Raw genomic sequence first — 18,045 nt, 5'->3', positions numbered from 1 at the left:
AGGGCAAGCTCACCGGCAACGCGATCCGCGTGCCAACCCCGGACGTGTCCATGGCTGTGCTGAACCTGGACCTGGAGAAGGACGTTGAAAAGGACGAGGTGAACACCTTCCTGCGTCGCGTGTCCACCCACTCCAACCTGCGCCAGCAGCTCGACTACATCTACTCGCCTGAGGTTGTGTCGACGGACCTGCTTGGTACCTCCCACGCATCCGTGGTTGATGGTCTGGCCACGATTGCTTCCGGCAACCACCTCGTGCTCTACGTCTGGTACGACAACGAGTACGGCTACTCCCACCAGGTGGTTCGCGTTGTCGAGGACATTGCGGGCGTGCGCCCGAAGGTGTACCCGGCACGCAAGGAGCCGTCGGAAATTCAGTAGCGCGTTTGCTTAGCGACGACTCCACCGCCCCGGCCACATTCGGCCGGGGCGCTTCGTCGTGTAGTAGGGGTGTGGAATCGCTGGCAGTTCCTTGAAAGGTTTAGATAAGGCATATAACTAAGTGGTATCATTCCTGTGTTTTACCGTTCGTTTCCCGTGCCTTTGCTTCGAGAAAGTTGAATGACGCCCATGTCTCGCTATTCCGATGACCCCCGTCGCGTACACCGCCCACGGGGCATGCGCATCACCGCAGTTGCGACGGTGCTCGCGCTTGCCGGCACGGTCGCCGAAGTCCCGCTGGGTACCTTCACGCCGGTCGCGCACGCGCAGAGGATGCCTACTCTGCAACCTGGTATCGATCATGGCGAGGTTCGCATTGAAAACGGCAATTGGCGAGGAGCGGTCTTCTTCAACGGATCCGTGCGGGTGAAGACGGTATCCATCGAGTTCGTGCCGCCGGAAACCGCGCCCCCGCCGCTCTTCGCAAGTAATGTTAAGTCGGCGCCGGAGGGGGATCCGGTATTCAAAAGGATCCCTGAAGTCTCGCAGTTCAAGCTTGATCACCGCGTTTACAGAAACCGCCAAGAAGTTGTGCTGAAGACATACGATGTCACCGTCCACCGCAGCATCGCGACAACACCCTCAGGCAATTATGCGATTCGACTGCGCTATGAGCTACCGGAAGAGTTGCAGGTAGAAAGAATGCACCGCCTGATCCTTTGGGGGATGGGCAAGGGCGGTTATCCGACTCCGATGGCCGGTGGTGGCTCCCGGTACACCGTGCCTATGGTCAACATGGCTTCGCCGGGCAAGGTGCGTGTGCATAATCCGGACGAGGAGCCAGTCGGCCGCCCGAAGGTGTTGGTGAACAGGAAGTGGACCAACCGCCAGGGCAAGGAAATCGTCCTCCAGGGTGAGGAAGCGGTTGCCGATAACGGCTCCTACTGGCTGACCTCCAACAACCCAGGAACGACGTACCAGATTGGCGTGCGACCTCCAGCGGGCTTTGTCAGCCCGGCGACCAAGCCGTGGAAGGACGAGGCCACCGCCCCGGATTTTGATCTGTACCCGATCACCGTCACCGGCCGGGTGATCGACGACAAGGGAGTCGCCATGTCCGGTGCACGTGTGACCGTCGGCGGTAAGTCGGCCCAGACTGATCAAAGCGGTAACTTCACCGTGCCCAAGGTTCCGGTGCCCAGGGATCCAGAGGATAAGTACACGCTGGTCGTGGGCGAAACTGAGGACAGTCAGGGGACAGAGGTTGAAGGTGTCAAAGTAGAGGATCAGCGCGTCAACCGCATCGCGGACCCGATCGTTGTGCAGCGCAAGCAGCAGTACGGCAAAGTCAGCGGAAAGGTCAACGGGCTGCCGGAACGCACCAAGGTGAAGGTGCGTGTCGTCGGTACGAACACTGTCGTAGACACCGATGAGAACGCGGAGTTCACCATCCCGAACCTGGCGGTGGGCAAGCACGTGCTTGAGGTCGTCCCAGAGTCGCTGCCGAAGGGGTATTCGGTGACCCAAACGGCAGACGTGGACGTCAAACGCGCAACAACCGCGAACGCAAACTTCACCGCCACGCGCGACAAGGGCAGCATCTCCGGTGTGATCTTCGGTGTGCCGACGGACAAACAGGTCAAGATCCGCGTCACGGGTCCCGAGATTTTGGAACAGACCGTCTCGGGCGGCCACTACAGCTTCCCGGACCTGCCCACCGGGGACTACCGCGTCGAAGTGATCAAAGACTCCGTGCCACGCGGATACTCCGTCACGGGCCCGCAGAACGCCAAGGTGGAAAAGTACGAAAACAGGACTGTTGGGTTCGCGGTGATTGCGGACAACGTCACGGGCGTGATCAAGGTGGTCGACGACGCCAACAGGCCAGTTCCCAATGCATCAGTCACCGTTGACGGACGGACCGAAACCACCAATGCGGAAGGCCTTGCAACGTTTGGGGATCTCGCGCCGGGTGCCTACACCGCCGCAGTAGCTGCCGCCAGGGGCAAGTACAGCGGCGCATCCCAGGGGTTCGTGCTGTATCCGGGCGACAATGATCCGGTGACGGTGAAGGTTGGTTCACTGAACCAAACCGGTGGCATTGTTGTCGACGATCTTGGTCAGGCTGTGGCGGGTACGCAGGTCGTCGTCAAGCAAGGCTCCCGTGTCATCGGCACTTTCCGGACCACCCCGGAAGGCAACTTCAACGCCGGCGCGCTGGCTGCAGGCAACTACACCGCAGAGGTGGCCCGTAACAACACGTACGAAGCGGCGAGTGCAAACTTCACAGTCGAACCCGGCGGAGACACCGAGTCAGTGATGCTCAAGGTCGCGCTGCACCGCGGATCCATCAAGGTTGTCACTTCGGGGCCGTTGGCTCCGACGGAGGTGTTCCTCAACGGTGGCCCCAAAAACGAGTACCTGCCGATTGAGGAAGCCGGCGGCGACTACGTCTTGAATGACCTGTACCCGGGCGAGTACATCCTTGGTGGGCGCGCGCCGGAGGGGTACACGATCGAAGGCGGCGGTGCTGTCACCATCAACCCAAATGAGACGTCGGAAAAGACACTCAACGTTGTGCGCAACCTGGGCAATATCGCCGGCAGCGTCACCGGACTGCCAGGCGGTCAACATGCCGAGATCCAGGTCCGTGGCGCAGACCAGAACACCGCTGGCGTGAAGAAGACTGCGCCCGTGGTCAATGGGACGTATTCGATTGCTGGTCTACCAACGGGCACCTACACCGTCGAGATTGATGGCCCGCAGGGGTATTCGGCGCCGTCGCAGGCTGCGAAGGTGAAAAAGGACAGCACCGAAACGCACGACTTTGCGCTCGCGCTGGACAAGGTGGACCTCGTCTTGCAGGTTGTCGACGACACCGGCCACCCCGTCGCCAACGCCAAACTTGATGTCGCCGGGCGCACGGTGAATACCAACGCGGAAGGCATGGCTACGGTCGAGGACATCCTGCCCGGAACCTATACGGCCAAAGCCGCCGAAAGCGAGACCCACAGCGAAGGCAGCCGGGAAGTCACGCTGCAGCCCGGCAGGCACGGCAGCGGCGAAATCCTGGTGAAGACGCTCAACGCGGTGAGCGGCACGCTTCTCGACGACCTCTCCGCACCCGTCGCCAACGCCCCCATCCTCATCACCCAGAACGGTAAGGAAAACGCCAAGGATACGACCGACGCACACGGCAGGTTTAACGCGGGCAAACTGCACGCCGGCGAATACACCGTGCAGGTTGAATCCAGCGACAACCACGGAGGAACAACCAAGCGTTTCAGTGTGGAGCCGAACAAGCCGCGCGACCTGGAGCTCACGGTGGCGCTGGTCAAGGGGTCCGTCAACATCTCGGTCACGGGTGATGCGGAGCCAGAGTCGATCACGATCACGGGTGGACCGAAAAACGAAACCCGCAAGGTAGAAAAGGTTGACGGCAAGTACGTCGTCGATGGCCTCTACCCAGGCGATTACACCGTGACCGCAAAGGCACCGAGCAACCACACCGTCACACGTGAAAACGACGGCAAGGTCACGGTCAAGCCAGGCGAGCAGTCCAACCTGGGCATTACGGTGAAAAAGGAGCCGGCGACGTCGAATCCGGCCCCGCAGCCGGATCCGTTCGTGTGGGCACCTGTGGTGGTGCACGCCGGCGAGGTAGGCATTGGCACGCCGACGCGTAAGGGGAGCAGTGACCCGGTGCCGTCTGGGTTCACCACCAACGGCGTGGAAAAGGTCATCTCCGGCAACAAGACGGAACAGGTTGCGCCGAAGGATTCCTGGATTCGTGTGGAGCAGGACGGCACGGTCGTCGCCACGCCACCGCGCGATGCCGCGCCCGGAACTTACCGCGTAGAGGTCAACACACCGACGGGCCAGCGCGAGGTCGTCGAGGTTGTCGTGGCTGAAGAAAAACCCATGGCCGATCGCTACACGGTCGAATGGGCGAAAACCCCGGTGCCTGCTGGTGTGGAGCGCTCCTCGAGCTCGCCGCGTGCGCAGGTGGTGGAGCGCGGCTTCACATACGACGACCGCGTGCTGCCCGCAGGTACAACGTTTACAACGGACGCCAAGGGCGTGACCATCGACGCCAAGGGCAGCATCACGTTCAAACCGGAGGCCAACGCAAAGCGCGGCTCCCACACGGTCCCGGTCACGATCACCTTCCCGGACGGCAGTCCCAAGACGGTCAACGCCGTCTTCGAGGTCGGCGAGCCCATGCTGGCAGACCTGGCAAACCTCGGCTACGAAGACGAGATCATGGTGGTCCCGGGACTGAGCGCAACCGTGCTGCGCACCGGCGACGCTGCGTTGCCCGAGGGGACGACCTTCAAGATGAAATCCGGGTCGAGCCTGGGCGGCTGGTCCGCGACGGTGGACGCGAACACCGGCGACGTGCGAGTCAACGCACCGAAGGTGAACGCGCGTCCGCTCACGGTCAAGGTCATCGCCTACTTCCAGGATGGTTCCACCAAAGAACTTGAAGCGCGCGCTCGCTTGGCCACAGCTTCTGCACACGCCGTGAAAAACTCCATCTCCTACCCGTCTACCACGGTGCGGGTGGGCAACACAGTTGCAGTCGCCGCTGTTGGCGATGCGGTCAAGGGTGCGGTCTTCGACGTGATCGACAACGCTGGCCTTGACGTCGGCGTGAACAGATCCACCGGCGCGCTGCGCATCACGGCGCCGAAGAACGCCGAGATCGACGAAACCTACAAGCCGCTGATCCAGGTGCGCTACCCAGACGGCAGCGCACGCGAAATCACCGCCACGGTCACGGTGCCTTCGGATGCGGCGACGTTTGACGCCGGATATGTTGGAGCGAACGTTCCTATCGGCGGCGAGGCTCGTCCGGAACCTTCGTCGAAACTGCCAGAGGGCACGCGGTTTAGCATCGACGGCTTCAACGAGCAGGGCTGGACAGCAACTATCGACGAAAAAACCGGCCGTATCACCGCCCGGTCCAACGGCAGTGTGCCCAACGGCAAAACCACCTCCGTCAAGGTGCGGGTGACCTACCCGGACGGATCCTCCGAACTGGTCAACGTCCCCCTGACGGCGAGGGCGCCGGAGGAAGTGGTGGTTGAGGACAAGGGGTCGTCGACAAGCGTTGGCTGGATCGCGGTCCTCGTGGGCGCGCTGGCGCTGCTTGCCGGCGTAGGATTCGCCGCATTTTTGAACCAAGACAAGATCATGCAGGTACTGGGTAGGTAGGCAACAACATGCGATTTTCCACAAAAGTAATGGCAGTCGGCCTGTGCGCCGCCCTCGCCCCCGTCTGCGTTGTGCCCGCGCAGGCCAAGGTCACACAGCAAGGCAGGCAGGTTGTCGTTGAGGGGCAGCAGAAGAGCACATGGTCGCCGTACATCAACGCGACCGTGCGCCCCGACGGACAGGGCCTCTTCGACTTCGACCACCCCGAAGCCGCCGCCGAGGTGCTCAAGTACGGCCTCAGCACCGACGTGTACGTCAACGAGGCGAAAATGCCCGTCGACTGGAACGCGACGCCCGAAACCCTCAGCAGAGACGACGGAACCGACACGGTTGTCTACACCCAGACGTTTAACGGTGTTGAGGTCAAACGCACCATCAACATTTTCGACAACATCATCCAGTACACCGTCACCGCCACCAACGTCTCGGGCGCCCCGGTCAATGTCCGCGTCGAAGCCGTAAGCGACATCATGGGCAACCACGGCCAACTCCGCGCGCAGCAATACTTCGACGGCGAAATTCGCGTCTCCCCGGAAAAGCCCGGCCACACCGCACGCGTGAAGTTTGCGAACGCCGACCGGTTCGGCGTAGGACCGACCGCTGAGAAAGCCAAGGAGAGCCGCAACGACAACGACGCGCGCTACCAGGCCGGACGCTGGAGCAAGAGCCTCGCAGCGGGTGAGAAACTCGAGGCCGAAACCCAGGCGCGTTTCATCCCGCAGCCAGCCGCGTTCGACTCCGACGGTGACGGGCTGCGCAACTCGTGGGAACGCGTCGGCATGAAACTCTCCTCAGGCAAATCGTTGCCAATCCACCAGTGGGGCGCCGACGAAAACAAACCCGACCTGTTCCTGCAGCTGCACTGGATGCGATCCGAGTGGGAACAACTCAAGTGCGATCGGAAGGAATCCTTCGCGGCATCCGTGGAGGGCTTTACCCAGTTCGCCGACTGTGCGCGTGCAAACACGAAGGACTATGCGCCGTCGCCGGAGATCCTCAAGCAGTTGGAGGAGCGCTTCGCCAAACAAGGCATCAATCTCCACATCGTTGCGGGGCCGGAGTACGTCAGTTCCTCGATGTCCAGCATGAAGGAGGCAGACCGCGAGGGCGGCAAGACCGAGGACTACGCCAAAGAATTCATGCCAGGGTTGGCCGATCCGAAGTTGGCCAAAGACGAATGGGCTTACGCGCTGTATGCGCAAAACCAATTCATCTCGGCACGCGAACGGTTGCTGGGAGAACGCAAGGCGGTCTTCCGCGTTGGCGTCATCGGCGACACGATTTCTCGCGGCGACTCCTCGACAGGCCTCGCTTTGGTCAACGACTCCGTATTCTTCGTGGCGAACCATCCTGAGATGACCACGCAGGAGCAGCTGCGCAACACGATCCTGCACGAGTTTGGCCACACCCTGAACCTGCTGCACTACGGCGCGCACGTGGAGTCAAACACGGCACCGGCGCGCGATGACCTCGAAGAGTACAACTCGGTGATGAGTTACGCGCACCAGTTCAACCAGTTCAACTTTGCCGAAAAGGAAACGCACGGCCACGACGAGACCGGCAGGGAGTTTCAGATCCCGGCGGACTGGGCGAACCTGAACCTTCCAGGCGCGAACGTTGGCCAAGGCCACATCGGAGTGAACGACGAGACAGACAAGGAAAACGACAAAGACGACCACGATCACGACCACTCGCACGGCGAGGAAAGCATGCCGGTGCTGACCGAAGGTGACGTCAAGGAACTGGTCATCAACGCGGCAAGCAATAACAAGTACAAGGCAGGCTTTCGTCTCAACGAAACCGCGAACGGTGACAATGGCGTCGTCGCACAGCTTGGCGACGACAACGTCCTGCGCGGCACCATCTCCAACCTGGGAGACGTGGACGAGCGGTTTAAGGTCAGCGTCAACTACGGCTCGGGAGTGTTCCAACAAAGCTACGACCTGAAGCCTGCCGGCAAAGTCGGCGACGAGAAGCAGGTAGACATCAAGCTCGACCGCGCGGCGTTTTTGGACAAGCCGGTCGTTCCGCTGAGCGTAGTGGTTACAAACTCGCGCGGAACGGAAGTGTTTAGCCAGTCCTACAACGTCTCCGCGCTGAACTACACCCGCGAAGAGATGGCGAAGGTGCTTGCCGAGGTGCTTGCCTCCGACGCCCCGGAGTACGTCAAGGACATGGCCCGCAGGAAGCTGCAGCCGAAGGACAAGACCGAAGGGACGAGCAACGCGCCGGCGGCGCAGAAACCGAAGACGCAGCAGCCGCCGGCCAACGGCGACGGTGCGGTCTCGCCAGTGGCGATCATCATCGGCGTGCTGCTCGCTATCGGCGGCCTTGGTGCTGCGCTAGCTGGCTGGGCGATGAGCCAGGGCATGATTTAGCGCATGATCTAACGCCTAGGCTGCCTGCTCCTGCCACCAGGCCAGAAGCCTCTCAAGTGTTTGGAGGAGCGCGTGGTCGGGGCCGACCGCCTCGACGGAGGGCAGCCTCGATGCACGGAATTGCGGGCCGAGGTTGGCAAACGGGCTCACGGGTTGGGTTGCGGTTTTTGAGGAGTCGATTGCCGCAAAGATCTCGTCGAGTTTGCGCTCGACGATCCTGCGTTGCCTCCGGTTAAACGTCTCCGGTGCGAACGGGTTGATGCCGGTGAAGCTCTTGCTGACAAGGCAGTTATCGCGCGGGTCGTACACAAAAACGGCGACTGGGAACGACTCGTCGGACTTCAGGTTCGGTGTGAACTCGATACAAAAGGCGCTGTACCACGCGTTGTCTTGCGAGTCGCCGAGCATCATCACCGTCGCAGCCGTGAGATCTTCCGCAGGGAAGACGCGAGGCGCCGTGAGCGCGAACGCGGGATCCTGCGGTGGCACGATACTGACCGTGTAGTCGTCGTGAGCGACCATGATGCGCTGGACTTCGGCCATGACGTTGGCCATCTCCTCCACGCCATACCAATCGGGCGCGCGAGGATTGTCCGGTTGGAGCAACGCGCAGTCGATTTCGTGGGTGTCCGGGTCGTGGATGAGTATTGCGACGCGGAGGCCGTTTTCGATGATGTAGTCGTCGTCAATGTGCCAGCGGATGTCGTCGTCGAAACTGTAGTCGTCCTCGTCGTAGTCGTACATGGTGACAAGGTCATCGACTTCCTCGTCGTAGGAATCGAGGTAGTAAAGCTCGTAGGCACGAAAAGCCATAATTATCCCCCCTGGGTGTCGGGCGGAAGCCCCCATTTTGCTTCCGCGTATCGACGAGCCTAAACCACAACCGGCCCCAACACCAGAGCCGGGATGCACAATATATTGTGCATCTCGTAGGGAACCGAGCAACGCAGCAGTAATTGTGGCCGAAAACGCCACACGCGCGAGGAACTTGACACTGAGCTCATGCACAAGACGAGCACCAGCATCAAGCGTGCTTAGTGAGCCGGTTACTCGCCACGCATCAGGGCGAGGGTGAGTTCATAGCAGCGCTCGAGGGAAGGCACCGGCAGAAACTCGTAGATCGAGTGGAAGTTGTGCGCGCCGGTGAAATAGTTCGGGGTGTAGACACCCTGGTTGGACAGCCATGACCCATCGGTGCCGCCACGCATATCGATCTCCTTAATCTCGATGCCGAGGCGGCGCATCGTAGCGTGCAGTCGCTCGGAGCCGACGGAATTTTCGGGGGTCTTCGCGTCGGAGATATTCGCGTAGACATCTACGATGTCGCAGGTGATGGTGGCGCGGGGGTGTGCTGCGGCAAGATCGTCGGCAAGGGTGCGCAAACGTTGCTTCTTTTCCTCGTAGCCTTCGCGGTCATGATCGCGGATGCTCAACTGCATGGTGCAGGTGGACTGGTTGCCGTCGATGTGGTTGAGCCAGATAAAGCCCTCACGCCCCTCGGTGTGCTCGGGCGTTTCCTGCGCGTCGAGCTGGTTGGCAAACTCCATTGCCAGTGTGATCGGGTTGACCAGGTTGCCCTTCGCGTTCATCGGGTGGGCGCTGACGCCGGCGATGGTAATGGTGGCGGTGGCGGCGTTGAACGTGGTCTCTACAACCTCGCCGAGCTCGCCGCCGTCGACGGTGTAGGCGTAATCGACAGGGAAGCGGTCAAAATCGATCGTGCGTACACCGCGCAGGCCGATCTCCTCGTCTGGCACGAACGCGATGTAAATGTCGCCGTGTGGGGTCTGACCGCCGAGCTCGGTGACCGCCTCCATGATCGCGGTCACGCCGGCCTTGTCGTCGGCGCCAAGCACGCTCGTGCCGTCCGTGTGGACGACCGGCTGGCCCTCGTACGCTGCAAGTTCCGGGTGGTCGGCGGCGCGCAGCCAGAGGTCGAGCTCGGCGTTGAGGCAAATATCCCCGCCTTCGTAATGGGTTAGCTGCGGATTGACTGTGGGGGAGAGGTTTACATCCACCGTGTCCAGGTGGGAGCAGAAGCCGATCGCGGGGCCGTCGCCGGTGCCGGGGATCTTGGCTGTAACCACGCACGTGTCGGACAGGTGGACGTCGGTGGCCCCGGCGGTGGAGAGCTCGTCGACAAGCAAACGCGCAAACGTCCATTGGCTTTCGGTGGACGGGACTGTAGTGGCGCGAGCGTCGGATTGGCTTTCCGTGCGGACGTAGCGGAAGAAGCGGTCAGTAAGGCGTTGCTGGATCGGCGTGAGAGTGTTCATGCCGCGAGGGTAGCGCGTTAGTTTGCCAGCGCTGCCTCAGAGGTTCGGGTAGGGCTATCGATGGCGCGACCCAGCAGCACCACGAAGATGACCAACGCGATGGTGAGCATGATGTGGCCCAAACCTGCGATGCCGGAGATCGCCGCACCCGACTCCTTGCCCAGCACCGTCAGCGAGCCGTGCAAGATCAGCATGGACACGGTGGTGAGCAAACCTGCGTTGTAGAGCCAGAAGAAGATATTGAAAAGCTTCTTATTGCGCGAGAAGGTGAAGACCTTTTCAAGCGCGAGGAAGATGAGGAACATCATGAAGCCCAGGGCCAAAAGGTGGGTGTGGGTAACGCTGAGCTGGGTGAACTGGCCTTCTGGGAAGTTGTTGGCGCGGGTGAACTCGCGGTAGAACACGCCCGAGATCAGGCCGAAGGCGAGGTAGAAGATTGCGGCTCTGTAGAGGGCCTTCATGGGAAAAACTCCTTTTAGCAACAAAGTGTTGTGAACTTTGTCTACATTTGTACCAGAGAAACCGGTACGGAGAAACCACAATGCGCCCCTAGAACAGGGCAGAGAAAGCCTGGATCACCGAATCCCACAACCCCATCACCGAAAAACTCAGATCCTGCAGAGAGTCCTGCCACGACCCAGGCAACCAACCATCCGCAGCGCCGGTGCTAAGTAGGTTACGGAGGTCCTGCGCTCCATGGTGCATGTTGTAAGTCAGCTGGGAACTCAAATTCATATTCACGATGCTACGCGCCCCGCTAGCTGGCCAAACAGTACAGGCATCCCATTTTGAAGCCCCCTATGGTGCGACTAACGTTTACGCAGGAACAACTACATCAAGGAGGAATACCGTGACTACGGCAGTCGCGCCCGCAGACAGCCCCGAACAGCAAGCCTCACACAAACTCAACACCGGAAAAACGATCGCGTTTTTCCTCGCTTTTGTCGCGTTGGCGGCGGTGATCCTGACCCCGATCGCAGGGCTTGCAATGCCCGCAAAAATCGCACTCGGCATGCTTGCCTTTGCCGTGATCATGTGGGTCTCGGAAGCAGTGTCCTACCCGGTCAGTGCGGTCATGATCGTCGGGCTGATCGCAATCATGCTCACGTTCGCCGTGGACCCCGAAACAGGCGAAGCGATCGGTGCCTCCAAGGGCCTGAGCATCGCCATGAGCGGCTTCTCGTCATCGGCGGTGGCGCTTGTTGCTGCGGCACTTGCGCTGGCAACCGCCATGCAGGCAACCGGCCTGCACCGTCGCCTGGCGCTGTATGTGCTGAAGTTCGCTGGCGAGAAAGTTTCCAACATTGTCATCGGAGCGATTGTTATCTCGATCATCCTGGCGTTCTTTGTCCCGTCCGCAACCGCACGCGCCGGCGCCGTCGTGCCGATTCTCATGGGCATGGTGGCCGCCTTCGGTCTGGCCAAGGAATCCAAGCTCGCCGCGCTGCTCGTGATTACGGCAACCCAGGCGGTGTCCATCTGGAACGTCGGCATCAAGACCGCTGCGGCGCAAAACCTCGTGGCTGTCGGCTTCATCGAAGACCAAATGGGCCAGACCGTCTCCTGGGGCCAGTGGTTCATCTGGGCCGCACCGTGGTCGATCCTGATGTCCATCGCCCTGTACTTCATCATGCGTGCCGCCATTAAGCCTGAGGTGGAGTCGATTGATGGGGGACGTGAGCTCGTCGAAAAGCAGCTCGCGGAAATGGGACCCATGACCGGCGCTGAGAAGCGCCTCACCGCCATCGCAGTGTTGCTGCTGTTCTTCTGGGCCACCGAAGGCGTGCTGCACCCGATTTCCTCCGCAACCATCACCATCGTCGCCGTCGGCTTCATGCTTATGCCGGTCATCGGCGTCATGGACTGGAAGTACGCCCAGCAGCAGATCAACTGGGGCACCCTCGTCGTGTTCGCCGCCGGCATCTCCCTGGGCAAGTTCCTGCTGGACACTGGCGCTGCAACCTGGCTGTCTGAGGCAACCTTCGGCGCTATCGGCCTATCTTCCATGCCGATCCTCGCCGCAATCGCCCTGGTGTCGCTGTTTAACATCCTGATCCACCTGGGCTTCGCCTCCGCGACCTCGCTTGCCTCCGCGCTAATCCCTGTGTTCATCGCCCTTGCAGCCACCCTGGACGTACCCAACGGCGGCATCGGGTTCGTGATCATCCAGCAGTTCGTCATCTGCTTCGGCTTCCTGCTGCCGGTCTCCGCACCGCAAAACATGCTGGCCTACGGCACCGGAGCGTTTACCTCCAAGCAGTTCCTGCGCACCGGTATCCCGCTGACCATCGTGGCCTACCTGCTCATCCTGCTGCTGTCCGCCACCTACTGGAACTGGATCGGACTGGTTTAGTCACGCCGTATTACTCCAGGATAAGGCCCAGGTGCAGCGTCGAAAGTTCGTGCTCGCCTGGGCCTTTTGCTAACCCCGCAAACTCGGCGGCGGTCTCACGTGTGACGGGGATGATCCAGCCGTACTTCGGATCCAGCACAGGCTCGGACCTGCGGTCTACCGGCACGAACGTGACGGAGCGTTCGTTGGGGGAGGTGAGTTGCACGGCGTCGTCGATACGCGAAAGCTCCTCGAGTGCCCTCGCTGAGGTGGTCACGATGATGATCTTCTCGTTGGTATCGGGCGCAAGCCGCGCCGTGTGCACCTGCAGCTTATCGACGACCACCGGCACCACCCGCCCCGGCAACTCCACCAGCCGAGGCTGGTTCAACCCGAAAAGTTCACGCGCGCGGTCGATAATTCCCATGACAAGGGAGTGTATAAGGTGACCAGTATGTCTGAATCGCACCGCGTCGACATGGTGATGTCGTACGGCACCGGCGACCTCGTCGTCACACCCCACGACTACGAAACACCACTGCGCCGCGGCAACCGCCTCACACGCGCCGGGTGGACATCCGTCTTTCGCCGCGTCATCACCGATTTTTCCAACGACGCCATGGTGGACCGCGCCGCCACCCTGACCTATTACACCCTGCTGTCGGTCGCGCCGATACTGCTCGCCGCATACTCCATCTTCAGCCTGCTCATGCCGCGTGGCGACGACATGGCCGACTCGATCATCACCGACCTCATCGCCCAATACGTACCGGCGCAACTGCAATCAGAAGCCCTGCGTCTCCTGACAGTCATCGTGGCCACCCCAGCAGAAAGCACCATCGCCCTGGCAGTGTCAGTGGTGATTTCGCTCCTGTCAGCATCCGCGTACGTGCGATCCTTCTCCCGCAACGCCAACCTCATCTACGGACGCACCGAAGGCCGCCCACTCGTCGTGACATGGATAACCATGTGGCTTGTCACGGTCGTTTTGGTCATTGGCGCATTGGTGATCGTGCTCGGGGCCCTGCTGACCGACTCAATCGTCAACGCCGTATTCGAACCCATCGCGCGACCCCTACGACTTGAGGACGAACTGCACTACCTCACCGCAATCTTCCTCCCCGTCTGGGACTACCTGCGCACCCCCGTCATCGCAGTGGTCTCAATCGCGCTCGTCTCCGTGCTCTACTACTTCGCCCCCAACGTCAAACCCGGCAAATTCCGCCTGCTCACCCTCGGATCCGCAAGCGCGCTCCTCGTCATCGGTGCGCTATGGATCGGGTTTTCCTGGTACCTCAAACTCGTCGGCATACGCAGCACCTACGGCGCATTCGGCACCGTCCTGGCGGTACTCGCCCTGATCTGGTTGATGAACATCGTGCTGCTCGAAGGCGTAAAAATCGACGCCGAAGTCCTACGCGCCAAAGAACTCCAACACGGCATGGACTCACGCCGCCACATCCAGGCACCACCACGCTCCAACAGTGGGGCGGCGTGGCGGCTGCAGACCCGCCGGTGGACCGACCGCGCCGCCGACGAAATCCTGGACAGGCGTGATGTAGGCCATGAGTAGGGGGCCGGCGAGCTCCTCTCATCGAAGGGAATCCGCGTCAATGCCGTTGCGCCGGGGCCGATCTGGACCGTGATCCAGCCCGCTGAGGGGCAGCCGGAGGAGGTCGTCGACAACTTCGCCCAGGGCTCCGACATCGGACGACCAGGACAGCCGGCCGAGCTCGCCGGCGCGTACGTGTTCCTCGCCTCCGAGGACGCGTCGTACATCTCCGGTGAGACGCTTGCGGTTACCGGCGGCGCGCTGACGCCGTAACACTGAACACCGTTGAAAGTGCCACGGGCGTGCGCGTAGGCTCGCGGGCATGATTGACGCCCGCGACACCGCCCTCATCTTTGAGGGCGGTGGCACCCGCAACTCCTACACCGCACCCGTGGTGGAAAAGCTCATCGCGGAGGAGGTCCAGTTCGGCTGGGTCGGCGGCATTTCCGCAGGCTCGGTCCACGCGCTGAACTTCGTCTCCCGCGACACGTGGCGCTCTGAAAACGCGTTCACGGAGTTTCCGGGTAACCCCAAGTTCGGCGGCTGGCGCTCTGTGGTGCGAGGCAAGGGCCTGATCAACGGCGAATGGGCGTACGAGCAATCCGAGGACGTCCTGCCGTTCGACTTTGACGCGTTTGCCCGGACCACCGAGGAGGTCCACGTGGAGGCCGTGCGCGCCGACACAGGGGAGACGGTGGCGTTTAACCGCGACAACCTGCGCACTTTGGAGGATGTCGCCCTCGCCGCGCGGACGTCGTCGACGATGCCGGTCCTGATGAAGATGCGCGAGATCGACGGCGTGCCCTACGTCGATGGCGCGCTGGGCACCTCGGGCGGTTTGCTTATCGACGCCGCCCGCGCCGCCGGCTACACTCGTTTCCTCGCCGTGCTCACCCGCCCGCGCGACTACGTCAAGGGGCCGCAAAAGCGCGAGCGCGCCGTGCGTCGCATCATGCGCAGCACGCCGAAAGTCGCCGACGCCATGATTGCTCGGCCGGGCATTTACAACGCTGCGAAGCAGTCGCTTATCGACGAAGCGGCAGCCGGCAACGCCTACATTTTCTTCCCCGATGCGATGGGAGTGGAGTCCACCGAGCTCAACGCGGAGAAACTGTGGGCGAACTACGCTGCCGGCCAGGCCCAGGTGGAGCGCGACTGGCCCGCGATGCGCGAGTTCCTCACCGCGAAGCGCTAGTCGGCGATGAGCGGCTCGATGGTGAGCTCCGGGTGCTCCTTCTCGACGAAAGCCAGCTTCCACTTGTCACCGAACAGCGCGATGATCTCGCCGTCTGTACGCGTGAAAATTTCCACCCCGCGTTGGCGGCCCAGCTCTGGCGCGGACTCGGCGTCGGTGCGCCGGGCCACCGAGTAGGGGATCGGCTCGGTGACGGTTTCCACGTTGTACTCGTTTTCCATGCGAGCCTGCATGACTTCGAACTGCATGGGGCCGACGGCGGCCATGACCGGGGCGGCGTCGCCACGCGTATCGTTGCGCAGGATCTGCACCACGCCCTCGGCATCCAACTGCTCGAGCGCCTTGCGGAACTGCTTGTACTTACCCAGCGACTTCGCGCGCAGCGTGCGGAAGTGCTCCGGTGCGAACTGTGGCATTGGTGGGAACTGGACCTTCTTGCCGGAGTAGATCGTGTCACCCGGCGCCAGCGCGCCCGCGTTGACCAGGCCAATGATGTCGCCCGGGAACGCCGTTTCCACGGTGTCGCGGTTGCGGCCGAAGACGGTCAGGGCGTACTTCGTGGAGAAGCTGCGTCCCGACTGGGCGTGCGTGACCTGCATGCCACGGTCGAACTCACCGGAGACCACGCGCATAAACGCCAACGTATCGCGGTGGTTCTTATCCATGCCGGCCTGGACCTTGAACACCACGCCGGAGAAATCATCGCCGACTTCGCGCTCGGTATCCATTGCGGTCGTGGATGCCTCCACGGCCTTTGGGTCGGAGGCGCGGCCCTCGGGTGCCGGTGCGATTGCGCACAGGGTGTCCAGGATCTGGTGCACGCCGAAGTTCAGCATCGCGGAGGCGAAAATGATCGGGGAAGTGATGCACTGTTCGAAGAGCTGCTGGTCGTGGACGGCGCCGTCGGCAAGCAAAAGCTCCGCTTCTTCGAGCGCGGTGTCCCACACGTCGCCTTCCTTCGCGGCGGCCTCGTCGGCGGAGTAGTGCTCCTCTGGTGCGATCGTCGAACCGCCGGCTGTGCGGGTGAAGTGCACGTACCCGTCGATCTCGCCATCGGCATCGACGTGCGCCAAGCCACGGAAGTCACCCGCTTCGCCCACCGGCCAGTACAGAGGGGTGGGTTGGAGGTCGATTTCGGTAACGATTTCGTCGACAAGTTCAAGCGGCTCACGACCCACGCGGTCCCACTTGTTAATGACCGTGACAATCGGCAGGCCGCGCGCCTTGCACACGCGAAACAGTTTCAGGGTCTGCGGCTCGAGGCCCTTCGCCGCGTCGATCAGCATCACCGCAGCGTCGACGGCGGAAAGCACACGGTAGGTGTCCTCCGAAAAGTCCGCGTGGCCCGGGGTGTCGACGAGGTTGACCACGTACGGCTCGCCCTCGTGGCCCTCCGGCGCGTACTCAAACTGCAGTGCCGACGACGCGACGGAAATGCCGCGCTCCTTTTCCATCTCCATCCAGTCCGACACCGTCGACTTACGGTTGCCCTTACCGTGCACCGCACCGGCTTCCGAAATCACATGCGCATGCAGCGCCAGCGCCTCCGTCAACGTGGACTTACCCGCATCCGGGTGGGCGATAACAGCGAACGTGCGGCGGCGGGCGGCCTCGGAAACAGTGCTCATGGGGCGCTAGCTTATCGACGACCCACCCACCGAGTACAGTCGCGTACATGACAACAATTGGCGTAATTCTAGGATCCATCCGTCAAGGCCGCGTCGGCGAAGGTGTCGCCCACTGGGTACGCGACACCGGCAACGCCCGCGACAGCGTCGAGTACCGACTCCTCGACCTCGCAGAGTTCAACGTCCCGGCGCTCACCGCCGCCACCGTGCCGGGCGCCGCCAACAAACAATACGAGCACGACGCCGTCACCGCCTGGTCAAACGCCATCGACGCCTGCGACGGCTTCGTCTTCGTCACCCCCGAGTACAACCACTCCATCCCCGGCACCATGAAAAACGCCTTCGACTCACTCGCCTCCGAGTGGGCAGGCAAGCCGGTCGCGTTCGTCGGCTACAGCGGCACCGGCGCGATTCGCGCGATCGAGCACTGGCGTCAGATCGTCGCGAATTTCTCCATGTTTGACATCCGCAACCAGGTGGGCATCAACATCTTCGGCACCGACCTCGAGGAAGAAAAGGCCGCCAACACCGACGCGCTGGGCACCGTGCTTGCCGACCTAGAACAGGCAATTAGCGCGCGTGGATAACGTTCTGCGCCTTCGCTAACCCCTCGGCGACGATCAGGCGGGCGGCCTCCGCCGCGGTTGCGATGTCCTCGTCGCCGGAAACCTCACTGAGCACCCAATCAGGCACCGCCGTACCCGCTGGCGGGCGGCCAATACCAATGCGCACGCGGACGTAATCGCGCGTCCCCAGGTGCTCCGTAATCGACTTCAGACCGTTATGGCCGTTTTCGTTCCCGCCCAACTTCACGCGGACTTTGCCGGCTGGGAGATCGAGCTCGTCGTGAAGCACAATGATCCGCTCCGGCGGAATGTTGAACTTCCGGACAAGGGGAGCGACCGCCTCACCCGACAGATTCATATACGTCTGCGGTTTGCAACGCGCCACACCATCGAGCTTCGGCAACTCGTCGAGCGCCAAAAAGCCCACATTGTGCTTCGTGCGCGCATACTCCGCACCCGGGTTACCCAGCCCCACAACCAGCCAATCGGCCTTGGGGCGCCTGAAAAAACCAAACACGTGC

The 18,045-nt window shown here is 61.9% G+C and carries 13 protein-coding genes and 2 pseudogenes; 8 read left to right on the top strand and 7 right to left on the bottom strand.

The genetic code is table 11. The annotated features are described in order from the left end of the window. From HMPREF2656_RS05990 to HMPREF2656_RS05980, 3 genes and pseudogenes are all read left to right on the top strand, one after another. Window positions 1-380, top strand: a pseudogene (locus HMPREF2656_RS05990) (glyceraldehyde-3-phosphate dehydrogenase); the annotation flags it as partial. A 189-nt stretch (window positions 381-569) separates the two neighbouring features. After that, window positions 570-5,597, top strand: coding sequence for a carboxypeptidase regulatory-like domain-containing protein (locus HMPREF2656_RS05985; RefSeq protein ID WP_168167542.1), 5,028 nt, complete (start codon window positions 570-572; stop codon window positions 5,595-5,597). A gap of 8 nt (window positions 5,598-5,605) precedes the next feature. Beyond that, window positions 5,606-7,975 carry a zinc metalloprotease gene (locus HMPREF2656_RS05980; protein WP_141750675.1) on the top strand — a complete coding sequence of 790 codons (2,370 nt, stop codon included), beginning with the start codon at window positions 5,606-5,608 and terminating at the stop codon, window positions 7,973-7,975. 15 nt (window positions 7,976-7,990) lie between these two features. Here HMPREF2656_RS05980 and HMPREF2656_RS05975 read toward each other — a convergent pair whose 3' ends face one another. From HMPREF2656_RS05975 to HMPREF2656_RS05960, 4 genes are all read right to left on the bottom strand, one after another. After that, entirely contained in the window at window positions 7,991-8,788 is a 798-nt protein-coding gene (locus HMPREF2656_RS05975; protein ID WP_070614912.1) for a hypothetical protein, read from the bottom strand. Between the two features lie 233 nt (window positions 8,789-9,021). Further along, the gene (gene pepT / locus HMPREF2656_RS05970) at window positions 9,022-10,251 is read right to left on the bottom strand and encodes a peptidase T (RefSeq protein WP_070816105.1); all 1,230 of its coding nucleotides are present in this window, start codon (window positions 10,249-10,251) and stop codon (window positions 9,022-9,024) included. A 17-nt stretch (window positions 10,252-10,268) separates the two neighbouring features. Next, on the bottom strand, window positions 10,269-10,712 hold the full coding sequence (locus HMPREF2656_RS05965) for a DUF2871 domain-containing protein (RefSeq protein ID WP_070570890.1): 444 nt from the start codon (window positions 10,710-10,712) through the stop codon (window positions 10,269-10,271). 88 nt (window positions 10,713-10,800) lie between these two features. Further along, on the bottom strand, window positions 10,801-10,986 hold the full coding sequence (locus HMPREF2656_RS05960; RefSeq protein ID WP_070816104.1) for a hypothetical protein: 186 nt from the start codon (window positions 10,984-10,986) through the stop codon (window positions 10,801-10,803). A gap of 115 nt (window positions 10,987-11,101) precedes the next feature. Between HMPREF2656_RS05960 and HMPREF2656_RS05955 the strand changes: the two genes are divergently transcribed. Further along, the gene (locus tag HMPREF2656_RS05955; protein ID WP_070482653.1) at window positions 11,102-12,604 is read left to right on the top strand and encodes an SLC13 family permease; all 1,503 of its coding nucleotides are present in this window, start codon (window positions 11,102-11,104) and stop codon (window positions 12,602-12,604) included. 10 nt (window positions 12,605-12,614) lie between these two features. Here the strand turns inward: HMPREF2656_RS05955 and HMPREF2656_RS05950 are convergent, their stop codons facing one another. After that, a complete protein-coding gene (locus tag HMPREF2656_RS05950) occupies window positions 12,615-13,010 on the bottom strand; it encodes a hypothetical protein (RefSeq protein WP_070421251.1) in 396 nt (131 codons plus the stop codon). Between the two features lie 27 nt (window positions 13,011-13,037). Here HMPREF2656_RS05950 and HMPREF2656_RS05945 point away from each other — a divergent pair, with 27 nt between their 5' ends. From HMPREF2656_RS05945 to HMPREF2656_RS05935, 3 genes and pseudogenes are all read left to right on the top strand, one after another. Then, window positions 13,038-14,156, top strand: coding sequence for a YihY/virulence factor BrkB family protein (locus HMPREF2656_RS05945; RefSeq protein WP_070421250.1), 1,119 nt, complete (start codon window positions 13,038-13,040; stop codon window positions 14,154-14,156). 21 nt (window positions 14,157-14,177) lie between these two features. Beyond that, a pseudogene (locus tag HMPREF2656_RS05940) lies at window positions 14,178-14,408 on the top strand (SDR family oxidoreductase); the annotation flags it as partial. A 49-nt stretch (window positions 14,409-14,457) separates the two neighbouring features. After that, complete coding sequence (locus HMPREF2656_RS05935) at window positions 14,458-15,330, top strand: patatin-like phospholipase family protein (RefSeq protein ID WP_070421248.1); 873 nt, start codon at window positions 14,458-14,460, stop codon at window positions 15,328-15,330. On the opposite strand, the gene HMPREF2656_RS05930 is transcribed toward HMPREF2656_RS05935, so the two are convergent. After that, window positions 15,327-16,958, bottom strand: a complete 1,632-nt coding sequence (locus HMPREF2656_RS05930; RefSeq protein ID WP_070614917.1) for a peptide chain release factor 3 — start codon at window positions 16,956-16,958, stop codon at window positions 15,327-15,329. The genes HMPREF2656_RS05935 and HMPREF2656_RS05930 overlap by 4 nt on opposite strands. 47 nt (window positions 16,959-17,005) lie before the next feature. Here HMPREF2656_RS05930 and HMPREF2656_RS05925 point away from each other — a divergent pair, with 47 nt between their 5' ends. Continuing rightward, window positions 17,006-17,545 carry an NADPH-dependent FMN reductase gene (locus HMPREF2656_RS05925; RefSeq protein ID WP_070421246.1) on the top strand — a complete coding sequence of 180 codons (540 nt, stop codon included), beginning with the start codon at window positions 17,006-17,008 and terminating at the stop codon, window positions 17,543-17,545. Here the strand turns inward: HMPREF2656_RS05925 and pth are convergent. After that, window positions 17,529-18,041, bottom strand: coding sequence for an aminoacyl-tRNA hydrolase (gene pth / locus HMPREF2656_RS05920; protein ID WP_246825125.1), 513 nt, complete (start codon window positions 18,039-18,041; stop codon window positions 17,529-17,531). The two genes, HMPREF2656_RS05925 and pth, sit on opposite strands and share 17 nt — an antisense overlap. Window positions 18,042-18,045: the final 4 nt, after the last annotated feature.

This window comes from Corynebacterium sp. HMSC034B08, from assembly GCF_001835805.1.
Lineage (GTDB): Bacteria > Actinomycetota > Actinomycetes > Mycobacteriales > Mycobacteriaceae > Corynebacterium > Corynebacterium coyleae.
This window is presented reverse-complemented; position numbering and strand designations above follow the sequence as displayed.